This window comes from Nocardiopsis rhodophaea (assembly GCF_039530945.1).
GTDB lineage: Bacteria > Actinomycetota > Actinomycetes > Streptosporangiales > Streptosporangiaceae > Nocardiopsis_C > Nocardiopsis_C rhodophaea.
Genome location: NZ_BAAAPC010000033.1, coordinates 19273 through 39623, shown reverse-complemented (window position 1 = coordinate 39623; position 20351 = coordinate 19273). Strand labels below are relative to the sequence as shown.

16 protein-coding genes are annotated in these 20351 nt (G+C 71.4%); all 16 read right to left on the bottom strand.

The window, feature by feature from the left end:
* Positions 1–238 precede the first annotated feature (238 nt).
* The 16 genes from ABD259_RS24880 to ABD259_RS24805 all read right to left on the bottom strand — a co-directional run bounded on the left by ABD259_RS24880 (position 239) and on the right by ABD259_RS24805 (position 20092).
* Positions 239–1681 (bottom strand): NAD(P)/FAD-dependent oxidoreductase, encoded by a 1443-nt coding sequence (locus ABD259_RS24880; RefSeq protein WP_344165616.1) that lies wholly within the window; start codon positions 1679–1681, stop codon positions 239–241.
* 259 nt (positions 1682–1940) lie between these two features.
* The gene (locus ABD259_RS24875; RefSeq protein ID WP_344105488.1) at positions 1941–2423 is read right to left on the bottom strand and encodes a MarR family winged helix-turn-helix transcriptional regulator; all 483 of its coding nucleotides are present in this window, start codon (positions 2421–2423) and stop codon (positions 1941–1943) included.
* A gap of 167 nt (positions 2424–2590) precedes the next feature.
* Positions 2591–3859 carry an aminotransferase family protein gene (locus ABD259_RS24870; RefSeq protein ID WP_344165622.1) on the bottom strand — a complete coding sequence of 423 codons (1269 nt, stop codon included), beginning with the start codon at positions 3857–3859 and terminating at the stop codon, positions 2591–2593.
* A 449-nt stretch (positions 3860–4308) separates the two neighbouring features.
* A complete protein-coding gene (gene pheT / locus ABD259_RS24865; protein WP_344165613.1) occupies positions 4309–6834 on the bottom strand; it encodes a phenylalanine--tRNA ligase subunit beta in 2526 nt (841 codons plus the stop codon).
* Positions 6834–7952 (bottom strand): phenylalanine--tRNA ligase subunit alpha, encoded by a 1119-nt coding sequence (gene pheS, locus ABD259_RS24860; RefSeq protein ID WP_344105493.1) that lies wholly within the window; start codon positions 7950–7952, stop codon positions 6834–6836. Before pheS ends, pheT begins: the two co-directional genes overlap by 1 nt.
* Before the next feature lie 130 nt (positions 7953–8082).
* Complete coding sequence (locus tag ABD259_RS24855; protein ID WP_412759425.1) at positions 8083–9186, bottom strand: sensor histidine kinase; 1104 nt, start codon at positions 9184–9186, stop codon at positions 8083–8085.
* Positions 9187–9660: 474 nt separating this feature from the next.
* Positions 9661–10503, bottom strand: a complete 843-nt coding sequence (locus ABD259_RS24850; RefSeq protein ID WP_344165607.1) for a TrmH family RNA methyltransferase — start codon at positions 10501–10503, stop codon at positions 9661–9663.
* A 27-nt stretch (positions 10504–10530) separates the two neighbouring features.
* Positions 10531–10914 carry a 50S ribosomal protein L20 gene (gene rplT, locus ABD259_RS24845; protein ID WP_344105499.1) on the bottom strand — a complete coding sequence of 128 codons (384 nt, stop codon included), beginning with the start codon at positions 10912–10914 and terminating at the stop codon, positions 10531–10533.
* A 102-nt stretch (positions 10915–11016) separates the two neighbouring features.
* A complete protein-coding gene (gene rpmI, locus ABD259_RS24840) occupies positions 11017–11208 on the bottom strand; it encodes a 50S ribosomal protein L35 (protein ID WP_344105500.1) in 192 nt (63 codons plus the stop codon).
* 276 nt (positions 11209–11484) lie between these two features.
* Positions 11485–12072 carry a translation initiation factor IF-3 gene (infC, locus tag ABD259_RS24835; RefSeq protein WP_344165619.1) on the bottom strand — a complete coding sequence of 196 codons (588 nt, stop codon included), beginning with the start codon at positions 12070–12072 and terminating at the stop codon, positions 11485–11487.
* A 517-nt stretch (positions 12073–12589) separates the two neighbouring features.
* Complete coding sequence (locus ABD259_RS24830; protein ID WP_344105502.1) at positions 12590–13456, bottom strand: shikimate dehydrogenase; 867 nt, start codon at positions 13454–13456, stop codon at positions 12590–12592.
* Positions 13456–15915, bottom strand: coding sequence for an endolytic transglycosylase MltG (mltG, locus tag ABD259_RS24825; protein ID WP_344105505.1), 2460 nt, complete (start codon positions 15913–15915; stop codon positions 13456–13458). The genes ABD259_RS24830 and mltG overlap by 1 nt, the downstream gene beginning before the upstream one ends.
* Entirely contained in the window at positions 15912–16391 is a 480-nt protein-coding gene (ruvX, locus tag ABD259_RS24820; RefSeq protein ID WP_344105508.1) for a Holliday junction resolvase RuvX, read from the bottom strand. The genes mltG and ruvX overlap by 4 nt, the downstream gene beginning before the upstream one ends.
* 295 nt (positions 16392–16686) lie before the next feature.
* Positions 16687–19365 carry an alanine--tRNA ligase gene (alaS, locus tag ABD259_RS24815; RefSeq protein WP_344105510.1) on the bottom strand — a complete coding sequence of 893 codons (2679 nt, stop codon included), beginning with the start codon at positions 19363–19365 and terminating at the stop codon, positions 16687–16689.
* Positions 19365–19703 carry a hypothetical protein gene (locus tag ABD259_RS24810; RefSeq protein WP_344105512.1) on the bottom strand — a complete coding sequence of 113 codons (339 nt, stop codon included), beginning with the start codon at positions 19701–19703 and terminating at the stop codon, positions 19365–19367. Before ABD259_RS24810 ends, alaS begins: the two co-directional genes overlap by 1 nt.
* Positions 19700–20092: a DUF948 domain-containing protein gene (locus tag ABD259_RS24805; protein WP_344105514.1), complete on the bottom strand. Its 393-nt coding sequence runs from the start codon at positions 20090–20092 to the stop codon at positions 19700–19702. Before ABD259_RS24805 ends, ABD259_RS24810 begins: the two co-directional genes overlap by 4 nt.
* Positions 20093–20351: the final 259 nt, after the last annotated feature.

Here is a 20351-nt window from a genome sequence, read left to right as displayed (position 1 = left end):
TACGAGGTCTTTTTTGGCACTGCCGATGCTTCCCTTGTTTTGCGCCTGCGTTGCAGGGGGCGGGGGTCGTTTCACCTCAGGGCAAGCAATCTCTCACCCCTCCACCCCAAAAACCCGAAACTTGAGCCGGACAGAACCGGGACAACTCCCATGATCATCGCGGGGAACGTGGGGCAAACCGGGCACCGGGCGCCGCGGGCTCGGCCCGGACGGTGCGCTGGAGGCGGGCCGCCGAGGCTCACCGTCCCGCGATGCGGCTGGCGAGGCCCGCGAAGCGGGAGGTGTGGCTGACGCGGTCGGATTCGCGGCGGTCGGCGGCGCGGTAGAGGCCGTAGACGACCTGGGTCCCCACCCAGCGCAGGGGCTCGGGCTCCCAGTCTCGGACGCGGCGTCCGACCCAGGGGAGGCGGGTCAGGTCGGTCGGTGTGCCCAGGACCAGATCGCGCAGGGTGCGCGCGGCGAGGTTGGAGGCGGCGACGCCGCTGCCGACGTAGCCTCCGGCCCAGCCCACACCGGTCTCGGGGTCCAGGTGCACCGTCGGGCACCAGTCGCGCGGCACACCCAGCACGCCGGACCACGCGTGGGCGACCGGCACCTCCGAGGCGATCGGGAACAGCCGGGCCAGCACCCGCCACAGCTCCGCGATGGCCTGCGGCGGGGTGCGTCCGTGGTCGTCCTGCCGCGAGGAGAACCGGTAGGGCGCGCCGCGCCCGCCGATGGCGATGCGGCCGTCGGCGGTGCGCTGCGCGTAGAAGTAGGCGTGCGCCGCGTCACCCAGCACCTCGTGCCCGTCCCAGCCGATGTGCTTCCACATGTCATCGGTCAGCGGCTCGGTCACGATCATCGAGCTGTTCATGGGCAGCCACGCGCGGCGCTCCCCCTGCAGCGTGGAGGTGAAGCCTTCGGTGGCGCGGATGACGAAGTCGGCCCGCACCTCGCCGTTCCCGGTGACGGCGGCGGGGCGCTGCTCCCCCTCGCGGGGGCGGATCTCGGTGACGGCGGTGTCCTCGAAGATGTCCACGCCGAGCCGTGTGACGGCCGCCGCCAGCCCGAGCGCCAGCTTGGCCGGCTGGATCCGCGCGGCGTGCGGGCTGTAGGAGGCCAGCACCGCGCCGTCCACCTGGAGCCGCGGCTCGTAGCCGTGCTCGATCATGTACAGGTCCTCCGGCCAGTACCCCCACTCGTGGAGGTAGCCGACCTCCGCGTCGAGGCGGGCGCGCTGCGCGGGGTTAGTAGCGACCATGCGCACCCCGCCCTTGATGATGTCGGCGTCGATCCCCTCCCGCTCGGCGGTGGAGATGACCTCGTCGACGGCGGCCATCATGGCGCGCTGGAGGGCGATGACCGCGCCCTTGCCGTGCGCGTCGGCCAGCCTCTCCCGGGGCCCGGCGAACTCCGCGGACAGCCAGCCGCCGTTCCGCCCGGACGCGCCGAAGCCGGCGAACTCGCGCTCCAGGACCGCGACGCGAAGATCGGGCTGGGCCTTCTTCAGGTAGTAGGCGCTCCAGAGGCCGGTGTAGCCGCCGCCGACGATGCACACGTCGTAGTCGGCGGATCCGGGCAGTGCGGGACGGCGCTCGGGTAGTCCGGTCTGCCGGTACCAGAAGGAGACGCCTCCATTGCGAAACTCCGCCGACCGTGGAATGGCGCGCATCTCGGCCGCACTGGCGAAGAGTTTCATGTCGGGCCCCCGGACTGCTCGGTGCTGACGGGTCAGCGCTGGTTGGTCGGCTTCAGGGAGCGCACGCACCGCACTCCCGGCGCACGTGGCCGCGGCCTCGTGCGCCGACCTCCGCACTGCCCTGGGGGGTGGAGCGTGCACGCCTGATCGCCGAACAGATTATCGGTCCGCACTTACTCGGGCACGCCAGACGCCGAAGTCCGCGACCCGCGGCTTTCGCGCAACGCGCGCTGACGGCCGCGCCAGCACGGCGCGGCCGTCAGGACGCCAGGGCGGTGTCCCGGAGCGTGCGGGCCAGCTCGGCCATCGTGCGCAGGCCGTCCTCGCCGAGCGGGCGGAGCACGTGCTCGCGCAGCAGCACCACGTGCCGCGCCCGGGCTTCGTTGGCCAGCTCCTGCCCGGCCTCGGTGAGTTCGGCATAGACGACGCGCCGGTCCGAGGGACACGACGTGCGCACCAGGTAACCCTTGCGCTCCAGCCGGTCGGCGAGCTTGGTGAAGCCGCCGCTGCTCAGGCTCACCTCGCGGGCGAGCTTGCTCATGGGCTGGCGGTGGCCGGGCGAGCGCTGGAGCCGGATCAGCACCTCGAACCACGGACCCGACATGTCACCCCCGCTGGGGTCGATGTCGCGCAGCAGCAGCGGCCCTGTGGTGTGCAGCGCCTCGTGGAGCAGCCCCCAGGCGGTGATCAGTTCGTCGTCGCCGATCTCCTGGTCCGCAACCGCCTCGGTCCGCGTACTCATGGTGCACTCCCCGCAATCGTCACCCGTTCCTCTGATGCTAACAAGAAGCATCTTCCTGGATAAGGAAACGCTCATCCTCGCGGAGGTGATATTCCGGACAGTAGCTAATCCGGAACAGCGCCATCACCCAGCGTCCCCAGCACGCGCCCCCTGTCGTCTTGCCTCCATCAGTCGCCCGCCGCACCGGCCGTGCCCGGCTGCGCACCGTCGTGTGCGGCCGAGACCGCATCCAGAGCGGAGCGCAGCGTGCCCACCAGGTGCTCGATCTGCTCCCAGGTGATAATCAACGGCGGTGAGATCAGCAAGGCGCGCGGCACCGGGCGGAGGATCACCCCGCGCGAACGCGCCTCGTGGAACACCTCGGCCGTGGTGATCCCCCGCTCGTCCAGGGCCTCCGACGACAGTTCCACGGCCGCCATCACCCCCGTGCCCGCCCGGACCTCGCCGACCATCGGGTGGTCGGCGAGCTGGCGCACGGCGGCGTCCAGCTGCGCCTCGATCTCCAGCGAGACCGTGAACAGGTCCTCCCGCTCCAGGATGTCGAGGTTGGCCATGGCCGCGGCGCAGCACGCCGGATGCCCCGCGTACGTCGTTCCGTGGAGGAAGGGGTTGCCCGGCCGGTTCCAGAACGGTTCGGCCACCTCCCCGCTGACGATGACGCCGCCCAGCGGGAGGTAGCCGCTGCTGACGCCCTTCGCGAAGACGATCATGTCGGGGCACACGCCGTAGCGCTCGATCCCGAACCACGTGCCCATGCGGGCGAACCCGCAGATGACACTGTCGACGATGAACAGCACGCCGTAACGGCGGCACACCTCGGCCACGGCGGCGAAGTAGTCCGGGCCTGGCGGTGGGTAGACGCCGCCGGCGCCGATGACGGGTTCGGCGAAGAACGCGGCGACGTTCTCCGGACCGACGCGCAGGATCTCGGCTTCCAAGGCCTCGACCGAGTCGTGCGGGACGACGGAGACGTCCTCGATGAGCGGACCGAACCCGGTGCGGAAGCGCTCCATCCCGATGATGCTGGTGCCGAACCCGTGCAGCCCGTGGTAGCCGCCGGCGCGGCTGATCAGGTGGGTCTTCCCGGGATGGCCGGTCACCCCCCAGTAGCGGCGGGCCAGCTTCGCCGCGGTGTCGATGGACTCCCCGCCCCCGCAGGTCAGGATCACCCGCGGGTCGACCACCGGCGCGTGCGCGGTCAGCCGCTCACCGAGCTCCAGGGCGGGACCGTTGGCGAAGTCCCCGTACACGGTGTAGGCGTCGAGCCGGGTCATCTGCTGGTGCACGGCGTCGGCGATCTCCGTCCGCCCGTGCCCCACATTGCAGTACCAAAGGCTCGCGGTTCCGTCGAGGAAGCGGTCGCCGCTGTCGTCCCACAGCCACACGCCCTCGGCCCGGGTCACCATGAACTTCTGGGTCCGCGTGACGTCGTGCATATCGCAGAAGGTGTGCCAGAAACGACCTGGCTCCTGCTGCTTGGTCGTAGTACGCGCATACGAAGCCACTGTTGCGCTCATAGAGCGACCTCCGAGCCTTGTTATACGTGCCAACGCCACAGGCAAACACCAAGAAAAACCGCTGTTCCGCGACGGCCCGGGAGCCCTCGATCGCGGCAGATGCCAGCAGGCTAATTTGCCGACTGGTCCGGGTTCAAGAGACGAAACAAGAAATCCTCCCCGGATTTACAGCGATCATTCGCGCTACCCTTGAAAGGCATCCGCGAAACCGCTCACGACCTGCAAAAACGATTCGGAAAAAAGCACCCGAAAAGTGCTTCATCGCCCACGTTAACGGCCCCGCCGCCCGGTCGTGGACCGGGCGGCGGGGCCGTGTTCGTCGGGTCGGGCCGTCCAGGTGGACCAGCGCCGGGGAGAACCAGTGGCGGCTAGCCGCGCAGGACCGCCCCCGTGCGCTCGGTGGCGGCGGCCACGGCGGCGTCGCGCGCTGCCGTGCTCTCCTCCGCCGTCAGCGTCCGGTCGCGGGCGCGCAGCCGCAGCGTGTAGGCGAGCGACTTGCGTCCCGTGCCGACCTGCTCTCCGGTGTAGACGTCGAACAGCCGGATGCTCTCCAGCAGCTCGCCAGCGCCGTCGCGCAGCGCCCGCTCGACGTCGGCGGAGGGCACCGCGGCGTCGACCACGAGCGCCACGTCCTGGGTGGCCACCGGGTAGGTGGACACCTCCGGGGCGCGTACGGGTGCGACGACACGCTCGATGAGGTCGAGCTCGACCTCCATCGCGACGGCGCGCGGCGGCAGGCCGTAGGCGGCGATGACCCGCGGGTGCAGCTCGCCGGCGTGCCCGACGAGGATCTCCCCGCCCTCGGCGCCCTCCGCGGCCACGTACAGGGCGGCGCAGCGTCCCGGATGCCAGGGGGCGTGCTGGTCGGCGCGGAGCGTCAGCTCCACGTCGGCGGCGCGGCCCACCTCACGGGCGGCCTCGATGGCGTCGGCCCACGTCGCGGCGCGGCCCTCACCCCACCAGCCGGAGGGCTCGCGGTCACCGGCCAGGATCGCGCCCACGCGGCGCGGCTGGTCGGGCAGGGCGGCCTCCACGGACGCCAGCTCCTCGGCCGCGGGGCCGCGATCGACCCGCAGCATGGGCGCCCGTTCCGGTGCGCCCGGCTTCGGCCGGTAGACCAGGCCCGTCTCGAACAGGGCGACGTCGGCGAAGCCGCGGCCCACGTTGCGCGCCAGGGTCTTGAGCAGGCCGGGCAGCAGCGTGGTGCGCAGCAGCGGCTCGTCGTCGTTGAGCGGGTTGGCGAGCTTCAGGGTGCGGCGCCGCGGGTCGTCGGCGTCGAGCTGCAGCCCGTCGAAGTCGCGCTCGCCGACGAACGGGTAGCTCAGCACCTCGACGAAGCCCGCACCGGCGAGCCCTCGGCCGACGGAGCGGCGCAGGCGCTGGCTGGGGGTGAGCCCGCGCCCGGCCGGGGCGCGCGGCGGGATGGAGGGGATGTTCTCGTAGCCCTCCAGCCGGATGACCTCTTCGGCGAGGTCGTTGGGGTCGGTGAGGTCGGGCCGCCACGACGGCGGGGTGACCTGCAGGGTGTCGGCCTGGGGGTCCGCCACTTCGCAGCCCACCTCGACGAGGCGGGTGACGACGCGCTCGCGGGGGTAGGCGACGCCCGCGACCCGGCCGGGGTGGTCGGCGCTCAGGTCGATCGGCTGGCGGGGGGTGCTCAGGTCGACGTGGGTGTAGCCGTCCTCGACGCTCGCCCCGCCCAGTTCGCCCAACAGCCGGACCGCGCGGGTGGCGGCCGCCAGCTGCAGCTGGGAGTCGATCCCCCGCTCGAAGCGGCGCGAGGACTCCGAGGAGAGCTGGTGCCGCCGGGAGGTGCGGGCGATGTGCCGGTCGTCGAAGTGCGCCGCCTCGACGATCACGTCGGTGGAGGTCATGCCGATCTCGGTGTCGAGACCGCCCATGACGCCCGCGATGTTGATGGGGCCCGACGCGTCGGTGATGAGGATGTCGTCGGGGTCCAGGGTGCGCTTGACGTGGTCGAGCGTCTCCAGCCGCTCGCCGACGCGGGCGAGCCGCACCTCGATGGGGCCGCGCAGCTTGGCGCGGTCCCACGCGTGCAGCGGCTGGCCCAGCTCCATCATCACGTAGTTGGTGACGTCGACCGCCAGCGAGATCGAGCGCACGCCCGTCAGCGCGAGTCGGCGCTTCATCCACAGCGGCGTGGGGGCGTCGGCGTCGAACCCGGTGGCGCCGCGCAGGACGTAGTTGCTGCAGATGGCCGCCCCGCTGGCGCCTTCCGGCCCGGTCACGGAGGCGGGGCAGCCCGCCCCGGGTGTTCCGTCGACCCGGATCTCCGCGGGGTCGTGGAACGGCACTTCGTAGAGGGCGGCGACCTCGCGCGCGACCCCCCGCATCGACAGCGCGTAGCCGCGGTCGGGGGTGACGGCGATGTCCAGGACGTCCTCGCGCAGCCCCAGCGGGCCGTAGAGGTCGGTGCCCGGGGCGCCGAAGTCCTCGGGGAGCACGATGATGCCCTCGTGGTCCTCCCACAGAGCGAGCTCGGCCGCCGAGCAGATCATGCCCTCGGACATCTTGCCGTAGGTCGTGCGGGAGCCGATCGTGAAGCCGCCGGGCAGTTCGGCGCCGGGCAGCGCCACCACGACGAGGTCGCCCTCGGAGAAGTTGCGGGCGCCGCAGATGATGTTCTGCTCCTCGCCGGAGCCGTTGGCGGTGCCGACGTCGACCCGGCAGTAGCGGATCGGCTTCTTGAAGCCGGTGAGCTCCTCGATCTCGCGGACACGGCCGATCACGATCGGGCCGGAGATGTCGGCGCCGACCTCGTCGACGGTCTCGACCTCCAGTCCGGCCGCGATCAGCTTGGCGGCGAGGGCGCGGGGGGTGACGTCGGCCGGCAGCTCGACGTACTCCCGCAGCCAGGAAACGGGGACGCGCATCAGATCTCCATCCCGAACGCCGAGGTGAACCGGACGTCACCCTCGACCATGTCGTGCATGTCCTTCACTCCGTGGGCGAACATCAGGGTTCGCTCCACGCCCAGGCCGAACGCCCAGCCGCTGTAGCGGTCGGTGTCGACTCCCGCGGCGACGAGGACCCGGGGGTTCACCACGCCGCAGCCGCCGATCTCGATCCAGCCCTCGGAGCTGCAGGTGCGGCAGGGGGCGTCGGGGTTGCCCACGGACGCGCCGCGGCACACGAAGCACTCCATGTCGACCTCGGCCGACGGCTCGGTGAAGGGGAAGTAGGACGCGCGGAAGCGGGTGCGCAGGCCCTCGCCGAACATGCCCGCGACGAAGGCGTCGATGGCGCCGCGGAGGTGGGCCATGGTGATGCCCTCGTCGACCACCAGGCCTTCCAGCTGGTGGAAGACGGGGGTGTGGGTGGCGTCCAGCTCGTCGGTGCGGAAGGTCTTGCCGGGGGCGACGACGTAGAGCGGGAGGTCGCGTTCGAGCAGCGCGCGGACCTGGACCGGGGAGGTGTGCGTGCGCAGCACCAGCCCCGACTCCCCACCGGAGGCGGACTCCACGAAGAACGTGTCCTGCATGGTGCGGGCGGGGTGGTCGGGCAGGAAGTTGAGCGCGTCGAAATTGAACCACTCGGCCTCGACCTCGGGGCCCTCGGCCACCTCGAAGCCCATGCCGACGAAGATGTCGGCCATGCGCTCGGCGACGGTGGTCAGCGGGTGCCGGGCGCCGCGGGGGACACGGTCCCACGGCAGTGTGACGTCGACGGTCTCCTCGACGAGAACGCGGGCGTCGCGCTCCTCCTCCAGGGTGGCCTGGCGGGCCTTGAGGGCCTCGGAGACCTCGCGCCGGGCGCTGCCGACGCGCTTGCCCGCCTCGGCGCGGGCCGCCGGGGGCAGCGCGCCGATCTCGCGGTTGGCCAGGGCGAGGGGCGAGCGGTCGCCGGCGTGGGCGATGCGTGCCTCCTTGAGCGCGTCGAGCGAGTCGGCCGCGGCGATCGCGGCCAGAGCTTCGTCGCGCATCCGGGCGACCTCGTCCGGATGCAAGGGGGTCACCTCGACCGGGTCATAGGAACTATTGGGTGCAGACATGGTTGGTTGCCTCACCGCCCTCGCCCGTCGGACGGGCGGAGCGGTCGTCACGGCCCACCGCTGAGGCGGCGGGCTCAAGCCGACAGGAATGCTGGGAAGAACCGCCCGCCGCGGCCCGCTCCAGGTTCGCTCAGGCGAACTCGGGCGTACCGGCGGGCATGGTAAATCGGAACTCCGCCCCGCCGCTGGGTGCGCGGCCCACTGTGATCGCGCCGCCGTGGGCCTCGATCAGGCCCTTGACGATGAACAGCCCAAGGCCGGTGCCGCCCCGGCGCCTGCTGCTCCAGAAACGGCGGAATACGCGCGAAGCGGCCTCGGACGGTATGCCCTTGCCTTCGTCGCGCACCGACACCGCTGCTCCTCCCTCATACGGCTCGATCACTATGGTGACAGTACCAGCGCCGTGCCGTACCGCGTTTTCCACGAGGTTCGACATGATCTGTTCGACCTTGTCGGCATCGAGCCACATCTCCGGTAGCGGGCCGTGCGCCTCCACCCGGAACCGGTCCTCGGGGTCTCCGGCGGCGACGCGCCCGGCGACCACTTTGCGGGCGCGGTCGGCCAGGTCGACGACGTGGCGCCGCAGCTCCAGGCGGCCGGACTCGATCCGGGAGACGCTGAGCAGCTCGGTGATGAGCCGGGTGACGCGGTCGGCGTCGGCGTTGACCGTCTCCAGCATGAAGATCTTCTGCTTCTCGGTGAGCCGGTCCCACTTGGTGAGCACGGTCGCGGTGAAGCCCTTGACGCTGGTGAGCGGGGAGCGCAGCTCGTGGGCGACCGTGGAGATGAGGTCGGCGCTGCGGCGCTCGTCGCGGCTGCGGTGGGCGGCGGACCGCAGGGTGACGACCAGCCGGACCAGGTCGCCGAGGGGCCGGTCGCGGACATAGCGCGCGGCCATGAGGATCTCGCGCCCGTCGTCGAGGAAGAGCAGCCGCTCGGGCTGCCGGGTGCGGATCCTGAGGCCCCCGTAGGGGTCACTGCACTTCCACCAGTCGCGGCCGTCGGCGTCGTGCAGCGGTAGTACGTCGCGGAAGTCGCTGCCCAGGGCCGCGTCCGCGGGGACGCCGGACAGGCGTGCGGCCATGCGGTTGAAGGTCACAACGCGGCCGGCGCCGTCGGCGACGATCAGGCCGTCGGGGAGGTCGTCGGCGGACAGCAGGGTGTCAGCCGCTCCGTGAGGTCCCGCGTGACGACGGTCCGTCGAATGGTCGCCATTCACGACCGGCCTCCCCAATGCCCTCATGCGACGCCCTCATGTGACCATCCGCGTCGCTGGAACGCGACGCCCTGTAGTCGGCCCTCCCCGGTGACACTCCCGGCGATTCCGTCTGAAGACCATTACCCGCCGGTCACCGTGACTACGCGACGGATTCCACGCCCGGCCCTCCGACCGCGCCGTTCCGAGTCGAGATCCCTGAGCGTAGCGGGAACGACGGGGGCCGCAGCAACCCGGCACGGCGGGGAGGTACCGGGGCAAAGTGTTACGCTCCGCAGTCGGAGAAGCGTTCTACCAGGCAGGAAAGCCGGAGCTGGAGCGGCGACCCGAATTACGGGTTGTTACGCCTCTGATGCATGAGAACGCATGGACCTGACCTGGTCCCGGAATACCAGCTTGGGCGGGCGGAACGCCCGGGGAGCACCCGGTCGGCCCCAGGGACGCCGAGTGCGATCAGTGGCCGCTACCCGGATCCGGCGGCCGTGGTCCGGGTCAGCCGCGGTGGTCGGCGGCGGTGCCGGGGCGGGCGGCGGAGCGCTGCTCACGCGCCGTGGTGTAGAGGCAGACCGCCGCGGCGGTGGCCAGGTTCAGGCTTTCGGCCGACCCGTAGATGGGGACACTGACGGCGGTGTCGGTCAGCGCGACGGTCTCCGCGGGCAGGCCCCAGGCCTCGTTGCCGAAGACCCAGGCGACGCGGTCGTCGAAGGATCCGGCGTCGGCGGCGGCGTGCAGGTCCCGCGGGCCGCTGCCGTCGGCGGCGAACACGCCGGCGCCCAGGCCGCGCAGGTGGTCGATGGCGTCAGCGGTGGGCATGCCCACGACGACGGGAAGGTGGAAGAGGCTTCCGGCCGAGGCGCGCACGCACTTGCCGTTGTAGGGGTCGACCGACGCGTCGGTGAAGATGACGACGTCGGCGCCGGCCGCGTCTGCCGTGCGCAGCACCGTCCCCGCGTTGCCGGGGTCGCGCACGTGCGACAGCACGACCGCGAGCCGGATGTCGCCGACCTCCGCGAGGGGGACGTCGACGAAGTCGCAGACGGCGATGACCCCCTGCGGGGTCACCGTCTGGGCGAGCTCGGACATGACCTCCAGGCTCACCCGGTGCACCGGGATACCGGCCGCGTAGGCGGCGTCGACGAGCTCGCTGTGGCGCTGGACGGCGTCGGCGGTCGCGAACAGCTCCTGGACCCCGCTGGGCGCGGCCAGCGCCTCGCGCACGGCTTGCGGACCCTCGGCCAGAAACCGGCGCTCACGCTGCCGGAAGGCGCGTTTGGCGAGCCGACGAGCCCCCTTGATTCGGGGTGACCGGATACTCGTGAACTCGTGGCTCGCCATCGCGTCTCGCTCTTCTCGTCCGCGGGACTAGGCCGCGGTCGTGGAGGAGGAGGGGGCCGGGATGGCCTTCTTGGCGGTCTCGACCAGAGCGGCGAAGGCCGCCTCGTCGTTGACGGCCAGCTCGGCGAGCATCCGCCGGTCGACCTCGATACCCGCGGCCTTCAGGCCCTGCATGAACCGGTTGTAGGTCAGGCCGTTGGCGCGGGCGCCGGCGTTGATCCGCTGGATCCAGAGCTTGCGGAACTGGCCCTTGCGGTCCTTGCGGTCCCGGTAGGAGTAGGTCATCGAGTGGAGCATCTGCTCCTTGGCCTTGCGGTAAAGGCGCGACCGCTGGCCGCGGTAACCGCTGGCGCGCTCGAGGACGACCCGGCGCTTCTTCTTGGCGTTGAGAGCCCGCTTCACGCGTGCCACTGTGACTCCCTCATAGGTTTCCGGTGTGCGCTCACCACGCCACCGGTCGGCCGGATCCGGTGTCGCCGGAGGGCCGATGTCGAACGAATGTGCAGGCGGCTCTTAGCCGAGCAGCTTCTTGATCATCTTGGTGTCGGCCTTGGCCAGCTCGACGTCGCCGGTCAGACGGCGGGTGCGCTTGGTCGGCTTGTGCTCAAGCAGGTGGTTCTTGTTGGCACGGCGGCGCATGATCTTGCCGGAGCCGGTCACCCTGAAGCGCTTGCTGGCTCCGCTGTGCGATTTGTTCTTCGGCATTGTCGCCGTCGTCTCCTACTCACTCGGCACCGCCTCGGATTGGGGTGGTGCTGTCTTGCTTGCACTGGGCACAGGCGAACCCGGCGCACGGGTATCTGCTAGTCCGGCCTAGACACGCGATCGCGGTGGCGCGATGTACCACCGACCGTGTCCCCCAGCCGGGAGGCCCGATGCCGCCGCTGACACAGGGGCCAGCGGCGGTAGCACGGCCTTCACCCTCCCGCTGCCCGACTTCGCGACGGCGGGTGGGACGCTCCGGGTTCGCCCGGGAGGTCGTCAGCCCTCCTGGCCGACCTGTTCCCGCTGCGCCGGCTCACGGCGGCCCTTGCCGCCACCGGCGGCCGCGCGGGCCTCGGCCTTGTGCTCCGAACGGCGCTTGTGCGGGCCGATCACCATGACCATGTTGCGGCCGTCCTGCTTCGGCTGCGACTCGACCGCGCCGAGGTCCTGGACGTCCTCCGCCAGCCGGGCGAGCAGTCGACGCCCCAGCTCGGGCCGGGACTGCTCCCGGCCGCGGAACATGATCGTCACCTTGACCTTGTCCCCGCCCTTGAGGAACCGCACCACGTGACCCTTCTTGGTCTCGTAGTCGTGCGGGTCGATCTTCGGACGGAGCTTGATCTCCTTGATGATCGTGTTCGACTGGTTCTTGCGCGACTCGCGCGCCTTGACCGCGGACTCGTACTTGTACTTGCCGTAGTCCATCAGCTTGGCGACCGGCGGGCGGGCGGTCGGAGCGACCTCGACAAGATCGAGGTCGGCCTCCTGGGCAAGGCGCAGCGCGTCCTGCACCGGGACGATTCCGACCTGCTCGCCATTGGGCCCGACGAGACGGACCTCGGAAACCCGGATGCGGTCATTAATGCGGGGCTCGGCGCTGATGGGACCCCTCCCTAGCTTCGTCGTATTTGCTTGTGTCGGGGGTCACCCGGCCCCGGTAGGCCGTGAAAAGCGAAAACCCCGCCAGCAGTCGCAAGCGGGGTAGATCCACCGATGTACGGCGACGGGCGCGAAGTACGCGGCCCGAAGGACATGTCCTTCGACGGGCGCCTCTTCACACGCGTCCACCGCCACCGCCGATGGCGGGTGGCGCTGCTCGTCGCCGACCGGGACCTGCGTGGGCTCAGGCCCCACAGGTGGGAGGATCAGCCTCCGCTTACGTATCCGGCGCGTCGCCGCACCGGATCAGGTCATTTCCAACCCTAGCAAGACTACTACAGGTTTTCGAACGCCCCGACCGCCCGGATCCGTGGTCCTATCCCCCGTGTCACAGAACACGGCCGAGGTGGACGGATATTCCGCACCGCCCAGGGGCGCGGCGACAAGCCGCGGGAAGGTGGACCCCTCCGGCACGTCGCCGACGGAGACCGACCTTCTCCCGCTACGGGGAAACGGCCCGGCGGCGGAGTTCCGCCTCGCCCGCCGCGCGCATGGCCTCGACAGGGGCCCGTTCCACCCCGGTCATGAGTTCGACCTGCACGGCGGCCTGGTGCAGCAGCATCGGGAACCCGCCGACCACGGTCTTCCCGGCGGCTGTTCCCCCCGGGTCCGTCGCCGCGCCCCCTGCCACCGCTCGCGCGAGTTCGGTCGGCCACGGGCTGTAGACAACGTCGAACACGGGGGCGCGTCCCCCCGCGACGACCGGGGCCAGGCGGTCGGCCGCCCCCGCCGGGAGCGTGGAGACGACGAGGTCGGCGTCGACGTGCTTTTCGAGCTCACTCAGTGGCCGCACATCGATCCGCAGCCCCATCCGCCGCGCGGCCTCCTCCACCCCTGCCGCGCGGGCGGGGTCGCGCGCCAAGACGGTGATGGCGCCCGCTGTCCGGGCTCCCAGTCCGCGCAACGCGGCCACGGCGGAGGCCGCCGTAGCGCCGCCGCCGAGAACCGTCGCCGACCGCACCTCGGTGGTCCCCGCCTCCCGCAGCGCCTCCATAATCCCGGCGACGTCGGTGTTGTGGGCGTGCACGCGGCCTTCGCGAAACACGAGCGTGTTCGCCCCTCCGACCTCGACGGCGAGGGTGTCGACCTCATCCGCCAGCTCCAGCGCTACCCGCTTCAGCGGCATCGTGAGCGACAACCCCGCCCAGGTGCGGTCGCACCCCGCGAGGAAGCCGGGCAGACCCGCCTCGTCGCACTCGTAGCGCCCATAGCTCCACTCCCCCGCCAGCCCCAGGGCCTTATATGCGGCGGAGTGCAGGACGGGGGAGAGCGAATGCTCGATGGGGGAGCCCAGGACGGCCGCGCGCATCAGTTGTTCCTCTGACTCTCGTTGAACTTCTGCTTGAGCCGCTCGAACTCCGCGTAGGTGTCGGCGAACTCGGTGACCCCGTTCTCGGGGTCCGTGGCAACGAAGTACAGCCAGTCGCCCTTGGCCGGTTGCAGCGCCGCCATGATGGCGTCCTTGCCCGGCGCGACGAACGGACCGGCCGGCAGCCCCTTGCGGCCGTAGGTGGCGTAGTCGCTGTCCTTGCTCTTGCACTCGGCCACCTGCGCGTTGGTCAGGGCGATGCCGTGCAGGCCGAGCACGTAGAAGCAGGTGCTGTCCATGCCCAGCTCCATGTTCTCCTCCAGCCGGTTGTAGACGACCCGGGAGATCTTGGGCATGTCCTCGACGGACCCGGTCTCGGCCTGGACGATCGACGCGATGGCCATGATCTCGTTCGGTGTGTGGCCCGCCTTCTTCGCGTTCGCCTCGATGTCGACGTCGGGTGCGTCCGCCACCGCCTTGTACCGGTCGACCATGCGCTTGAGTACCTTGGGCGCCGTGTCGCTGGGCGTGATCGTGTAGGTGTCGGGGAAGAGGTAGCCCTCCGGTCCCTTCTTCGCGTACGAGGGAAGGCCCAGGGCGTCGGTGTCCGCGTAGGCGGCCTCCAGGTCGTCCTTGGACAGGTCGGTCTTCTCCGCGAGGAGGTCCAGGACCTCCTGTCCCCGCATGCCCTCCTTGAAGGTGACGCGCTCGCCGACGCGCGACGCGGGATCGAGGAGCAGCTCGACCGCCGCCTCCCCGCTCATCTCGGAGCGCAACTGGTAGGTGCCGGGCGACAGCTTGTTGGCCTGCTCGTCGGTGAGCGCGTTGAGGAACGCGCGCGGGCTGGCCACGACACCGGCGTCCGCCAGGGCCTGCGCCACCTGCGATCCGTGCTCGCCCTGGGCGATGACGACCTCGACCTCGCCCTTCCCCTCGCCGCTGTAGTCGGGTGGGAACACGTAGGTACGGGCGCCCCACGCCCCACCGCCGCCGAGCACGACGACGAGCGCCAGCGCCGCCAGCAGCGCGGTCTTCTTCCCCGGGCCGCCGCGTCCTCGGCCCGACCCGCGGGAGGCCCGGCCCGCGCGGGCACGCCGACCGCGCCCGCGGGGGCGGGGCTCCGCCTCGTCCCGTGAGTCGAACGCGCCGCCGTCCACGCCTCCCTCGGCGGCCAGATCCGCGTCGTCGTCCCGATCGGCCGGATCGTCCGGTGCAGCGGGCGGGGACGACTCCGCAGCGCCGCTGGCGGCGACCGCCGCGTCGGTCTCCTCCGGCGGAGCCGCGCGGCGCCGCCGGCGTGGGAAGGGCCGTTCGTCGTCCTCCGGGGCGGCGCGCCGCGAACGGCGCGGGCGTTCCTGCTCCAGCCCGTCCTCGGCCGGCGCCGGTTTCCGGCCCCGGCGCTTCTTGGCCTTGCCCTTGGTCTCGTCGGAGTCCACGTCATGTTTCTTCCCGCGTCCGCCCTTACGGCGCACGGGAACGGCGTCGAAGTCGAGGACGCGGGGTGCGACCGGCTCCAGGTCCTCGTCGTCGGCGTCGGAGCGGACCTGCTCCAGCCACCCCTCGTCGTCGTTGGGGACGGCGGCGTAACCGCGCCGTCCCGCGGCCTCGTCACCACGTGCGCGCCGACCGCGCGGCTCGGAGGCGTCGGCCGCGCGACGGCCGCGGTGGCGGGATGGCGCGTCGTCGCCCTCCACCGGGCGGGCACCGGTGTGCTCCGGGGCGGCGTCGGTCTCGGGGGCGCGCCTCCTGCGACGCCCGCGTGGACGGTCGTCGGTGCTGGGGGCGTGTGCCGGGAATCCCCCGGTCTCGCTCCCCGCGGTCGGGGCCGGACCGGGGGTGCCCGCGTGGCGGTGTCCGTCCTCTCCGGCCGTCCCGTCGGCGTCTCCGGCGTGCGCGGGCGTACGAAGCGGGTCGGCGGGGGTGCCGTAGGAGGGGACGGAGCCGGTGTCGCGCCGATGGCGTCGGCCGCGCCCGCTCTCCTCGGCGCCCGGCCGCTGGATGTGGGATCCCGTGTCGTGGCCGGTGGGGTAGGCGGTCTCCGGGGGGTATCCGGCGTTGGCCGGATAGCCGCCGGGCCCGCCGCTCTGGTCGGGACCGTCCCGGTGGCGGCGGCCGCGGGGACGCTCCGCGCCGGGGTCGAACGACTGGGGGGAAACAGCGTCGCCGCGGCCCGGGTAACCGGACGGCGGGAGGGGGTGGCCGGAGGTGTCGTGGGGAGCCGGCGCGGCGCGCCGGGGCGGGGCTTCGCGCGGCCAGGGGTCGGTCAGCGGGTCGGGGGCGGGGCGGCGTGGCGCCCCGGACGTTCCGGGGAGGGGGCCGGTCAGCGGATCGGCCGCGTACTCCTGTTCCTGGTCCCGTCGGGCGCGGCGCCCCCGGTAGGGAGGCGGGTCGCCGTACGGCCGCTCCTCGGGCGGCCGTCCGCCCCAGGGATGGTCACCGTAGTTGTCGTTGTCGCTCATGCGGGGTCACCGATCACTTCCCCTGGGGGGCGCCCGGTCTGCCGTTCCATGTCGAGCGCGCTCTGCAGCAGCACCGTGGCGGCGGCCTGGTCGATGACGGACCGGCGCGCTTTGCCGCCCTTGGCACCGCGCTTGCCGTAGGAGGCGCCGGACCGTAGCTGGCCCTGTGCGGTCACCGTGGTCAGCCGCTCGTCGACGAGGCGGACTGGTATCGGTGCCAGCTTGGTGGCGAGCGCCTCCGCGAACTGGCGGGCGCCGCGGGCCGCGGGGCCCTCCTGACCGGAGAGCGAGGCGGGGTACCCCACGATGACCTCGCGCGCTTCGTACTCCAGCACGAGCCGCGCGATTCGGTCCAGGTCACCGCTGCCGCGGGGGATGGTTTCGACGGGGGTGGCCAGCAGGCCGCTCGGGTCGCTGCTCGCGACCCCGATGCGTGCGTTGCCGGGGTCCACCGCGAGACGTACGCCGTGCCTCAACGAGTGGGCTCCCCCTGGTGCGCAGCGGCCGCTACGGAGATGCCGGGGGCCGCGGCCGTGGTGCCCCGGGCGTCACGCCCGGAACTCGGTGCCGGACGAGCGGCCGCGACAGGGGTGCACAGGGAATGAGGGATCAACACTCGGTTCCTTTCTCGCCCCGCGCGCCTGCGGGCGTAGGAGACGGACGGCCGGGCTGGTCCGCTCGCACGGGGATGATCGATCGCGGTGGGGCAGTCTGGGCGTATCCCAACGGGATGTGCCGAACACCATCAGGACCGACACATCCCATATGAGATCACACCGACTCAGAAATCCTCTGTTCCACCGCGCGCAGGGCCGCGTCGACGGCCGAGGCGTCGGTTCCGCCGCCCTGGGCGACGTCGGGCTTTCCGCCGCCACCGCCACCCAGAACACGGGCCGCGACGCCGACGAGTTCACCGGCCGCCAGCCCGCGCTCCTGTCCGGCCTTGTTCACCGCGACCACGACGACCGGGCGATCCTTGGGGACGCCCGCCACGGCGACGACCACCGGGCTGTCCTCGCCGAGACGGCCGCGCACGTCGAGGGCGAGCTTGCGCAGGTCGTCAGCTGTGACGCCGTCGTCGGCGCGGTGCGTCGCGACGCGCGCCGGGCCGACCTCGCGCGCGTTGGCCGCCAGCCCGCCGGCGGCCTGCAGAACCTGGGCCGCGCGCAGCTTCTCGATCTCCTTCTCCGCGGCGCGAAGGCGGGAGACCATCGCGTCGATGCGCTGCGGCAGCTCCTCGCGCGGCGCCTTGAGCTGGTCGGACAGCTGGCCGACGAGCATCGACTCCCTGGACAGGCGGCGGAAGGCGTCGATGCCGACGGCGGCCTCGACCCGGCGCACGCCGGACCCCACCGAGGATTCGCCCAGCAGCTTGACGATGCCGAGCTGGCCTGTGGCCCCGACGTGCGTGCCTCCGCACAGCTCGCGGGAGTAGTCGCTCATTTCCACGACGCGGACCCGGTCGCCGTACTTCTCGCCGAACATGGCCAGGGCGCCCATGGCCAGCGCCTCGTCGAGCGAGGTCTGGAAGTCGCGCACCTGGATGTCGCCGGACAGGACGGTGTTGACCTCTTCCTCGACCTCGGCGAGCTCGGCCGGGGTCATCGCCTTGTTGGCGGTGAAGTCGAAGCGCAGCCGTCCCGGCTGGTTCTCCGACCCGGCCTGGCCGGTGCCGGTGCCCAGTGCGTTGCGCAGAGCCGAGTGGATCAGGTGGGTGGCCGAGTGCGAGCGGGAGACGGACGCGCGCCGGTCGCTGTCGATCACGGCGTGGACGTTGTCGTCCACGGCGAGCTCGCCGGCACGCACCGTGCCGCGGTGCACGAACAGCCCGGGGACGGGCTTCTGCACATCGTCGACGTCGACGAGGCTGCGGCCGTCGCTGGCGATGGTGCCCTTGTCAGCAAGCTGGCCACCGCTCTCGGCATAGAACGGGGTGCGGTCCAGCACCAGCTCGACGCGGTCGCCCGCGCGGGCCACGGTGACCGGCTGGCCATCCACGATCAGGCCCAGGACGCGGGACTCGCTCTCGTGGTCGGTGTAGCCGAGGAAGTCGGTCGTGCCGGAGCCGTCGAGCAGCCGCGCGTAGACGCTGATGTCGGCGTTGCCGAGCCTCTTGGACTTCGCGTCGCGCTTGGCGGCGTCCCGCTGCTCCTGCATCAGCGAGCGGAAGGTGCCCTCGTCGACGCTGAGTCCCTGCTCGGCGGCCATCTCCAGGGTCAGGTCGATGGGGAAGCCGTAGGTGTCGTGGAGCTGGAAGGCGTCGGCACCGGAGAACTGGGTGTGCCCGCTGGCCTTGGTGCGCTCCGCGACGCGGTTGAACAGGGTCGTGCCCGAGCGCAGTGTGTCGGAGAAGTTCTTCTCCTCGGCGTCGATCACACTGTGGATCGCCTCGGCGTTGGTGCGCAGCTCGGGGTAGAGGTCACCCATGACCCGGATGGCGGTCGCGGTGAGGTCGTGCATGTAGTGCCGGTCCTCGGCCGCTCCGGCGAGCAGGCGCATGTTGCGGATGGAGCGGCGCAGGATCCGGCGGAGCACGTACCCGCGCTTCTCGTTGCCGGGCTTGACGCCGTCGGCCACGAGCATGGTGGCGGTGCGGACGTGGTCGGCGACGACGCGCAGGCTGACGTCCATCTTCTCGTTCTCGCCGTACTTGGTGCCGGAGAGCTCCGCGGCGTGCCTGAGGATGGTGCCCAGCGTGTCGGTCTCGTAAATGTTGTCGACACCCTGCAGAATGGCGGCCATGCGCTCTAGGCCCATGCCGGTGTCGATGTTCTTCTGCGGCAGGTCGCCGAGGATCTCGAAGTCGGTTTTGCTTTCGCCGGGACCGCGCTCGAACTGCATGAAAACGAGGTTCCACACCTCAAGGTAGCGGTTCTCGTCGGCGACCGGGCCGCCCTCGACGCCGTAGGCGGGGCCGCGGTCGTAGTAGATCTCCGAGCAGGGGCCGCAGGGGCCGGGTACGCCCATCGACCAGAAGTTGTCCTCCATGCCGCGGCGCTGGATGCGCTCGCTGGGGATGCCGACCTTGTCGCGCCAGATGGCCTCGGCCTCGTCGTCGTCGAAGAAGACGGTGACCCACAGCCGCTCGGGGTCGAGCCCGAATCCGCCCTGGTCGGCGGGGTCGGTCAGCAGCTTCCAGGCGAAGGGGATGGCCTCGGCCTTGAAGTAGTCGCCGAAGGAGAAGTTGCCCAGCATCTGGAAGAACGACGCGTGCCGGGAGGTCTTGCCCACTTCGTCGATGTCAACGGTGCGCACGCACTTCTGTGCGCTGGTGGCGCGGGTGTAGGGGGCCGTGCGCTGGCCGAGGAAATACGGCTTGAACGGCACCATGCCTGCGTTCACCAGCAGCAGCGTGGGGTCCTCGGCGACGAGGCTTGCCGAGGGGACCACGGTGTGCCCGTTGTTCTCGAAGAAAGCGAGGAAGCGGCGAGCGATTTCTGCCGTCTCCATCAGCGGCCGTCCTTCAGGTAGGGGGCGTCGGTTGCGCCATGCGAATCGGTTGCTCTTCCAGTCGGGAGCGCGGGGCGGCCGGGCGATATTCCCTTCCCGCTGTGCGGGCCACGCTGCCCGCCACCATAGAGGCGCCGCAGCTCGGCCTCGCGGTGTTCCATGGCGTCCAGGACGTCCTCGTTGAACTCGCGGAGGGCGGCGCGGTGCTCTGCGACGTGGCCCTCGACGCGGTCGGCGATACCGCCCGGGCTCCACGCACGTACCGTGCGGTTGAGCCTGTGCACAACATACCCGCCGATGGCCGCGCCCGCGACCAGATAAAAGAGACGCCCGATCATCGGCGCTCCTTCCTGCGACGACTGCGTACCAGGGCCAGCGCCCGGCGCTGACCGACCACCCGGCGGACGGCATATGAGAAGGACGCCAGCCTCACCAGCGGCCCCGTGAACACCGAGCGCGTCAGGGCGGTCATGGTGGAGACGTCCTCCGTGGTGTTCGCGACGTTGGCGGTGATCTCCTCGACGCGGTCGAGGGAGTTTCCGGTGCGCTCCACGGTAGAGGCGACGTCGTCCAGCAGGGGCCGGGCGCGTTCACCGAGGTCCGACACGACCTTGGTCATCTCCGACAACAGCCGTGTGAGCTTGACAAGGGTCACGCAGAGGAACGCGACCAGAACCGTCCACACCACGGCGGCGATGAGGGCGGCCAGCTCTCCTCCGGTCAGCATGAGGGCTCCGTTTGACGATCGGGGGTCGTTCGGTCTCCGGGCAGGACGCCACGGGGAAAGGCCCCGCACCGGTCCCGGCACCGCGGCGCGCGCACGGCGGCGTTACGCCCCGGAATCTCAGCGGCTCAGGCGGCTGCTCGTAGGTGTTCCTCCCGCGCTCACGTTCCTCACTCGCTCCACCGCCGACACATCAGGGCCTCCGGCCAATCAGCGTCGACGCCTTCGCTCGCTCGTTCACGCTCGCGTCGGTGGGGTCCGG

What these genes read in the sequence shown, in the direction of transcription:
- ABD259_RS24880 (WP_344165616.1), bottom strand. Translation starts at nt 1,681, where the DNA reads ATGAAACTCTTCGCCAGTGCGGCCGAGATGCGCGCCATTCCACGGTCG.
- ABD259_RS24875 (WP_344105488.1), bottom strand. Translation starts at nt 2,423, where the DNA reads ATGAGTACGCGGACCGAGGCGGTTGCGGACCAGGAGATCGGCGACGAC.
- ABD259_RS24870 (WP_344165622.1), bottom strand. Translation starts at nt 3,859, where the DNA reads ATGCACGACGTCACGCGGACCCAGAAGTTCATGGTGACCCGGGCCGAG.
- pheT (WP_344165613.1), bottom strand. Translation starts at nt 6,834, where the DNA reads ATGCGCGTCCCCGTTTCCTGGCTGCGGGAGTACGTCGAGCTGCCGGCC.
- pheS (WP_344105493.1), bottom strand. Translation starts at nt 7,952, where the DNA reads ATGTCTGCACCCAATAGTTCCTATGACCCGGTCGAGGTGACCCCCTTG.
- ABD259_RS24850 (WP_344165607.1), bottom strand. Translation starts at nt 10,503, where the DNA reads ATGGCGAGCCACGAGTTCACGAGTATCCGGTCACCCCGAATCAAGGGG.
- rpmI (WP_344105500.1), bottom strand. Translation starts at nt 11,208, where the DNA reads ATGCCGAAGAACAAATCGCACAGCGGAGCCAGCAAGCGCTTCAGGGTG.
- ABD259_RS24830 (WP_344105502.1), bottom strand. Translation starts at nt 13,456, where the DNA reads ATGCGCGCGGCCGTCCTGGGCTCCCCCATCGAGCATTCGCTCTCCCCC.
- mltG (WP_344105505.1), bottom strand. Translation starts at nt 15,915, where the DNA reads ATGAGCGACAACGACAACTACGGTGACCATCCCTGGGGCGGACGGCCG.
- alaS (WP_344105510.1), bottom strand. Translation starts at nt 19,365, where the DNA reads ATGGAGACGGCAGAAATCGCTCGCCGCTTCCTCGCTTTCTTCGAGAAC.
- ABD259_RS24810 (WP_344105512.1), bottom strand. Translation starts at nt 19,703, where the DNA reads ATGATCGGGCGTCTCTTTTATCTGGTCGCGGGCGCGGCCATCGGCGGG.
- ABD259_RS24805 (WP_344105514.1), bottom strand. Translation starts at nt 20,092, where the DNA reads ATGCTGACCGGAGGAGAGCTGGCCGCCCTCATCGCCGCCGTGGTGTGG.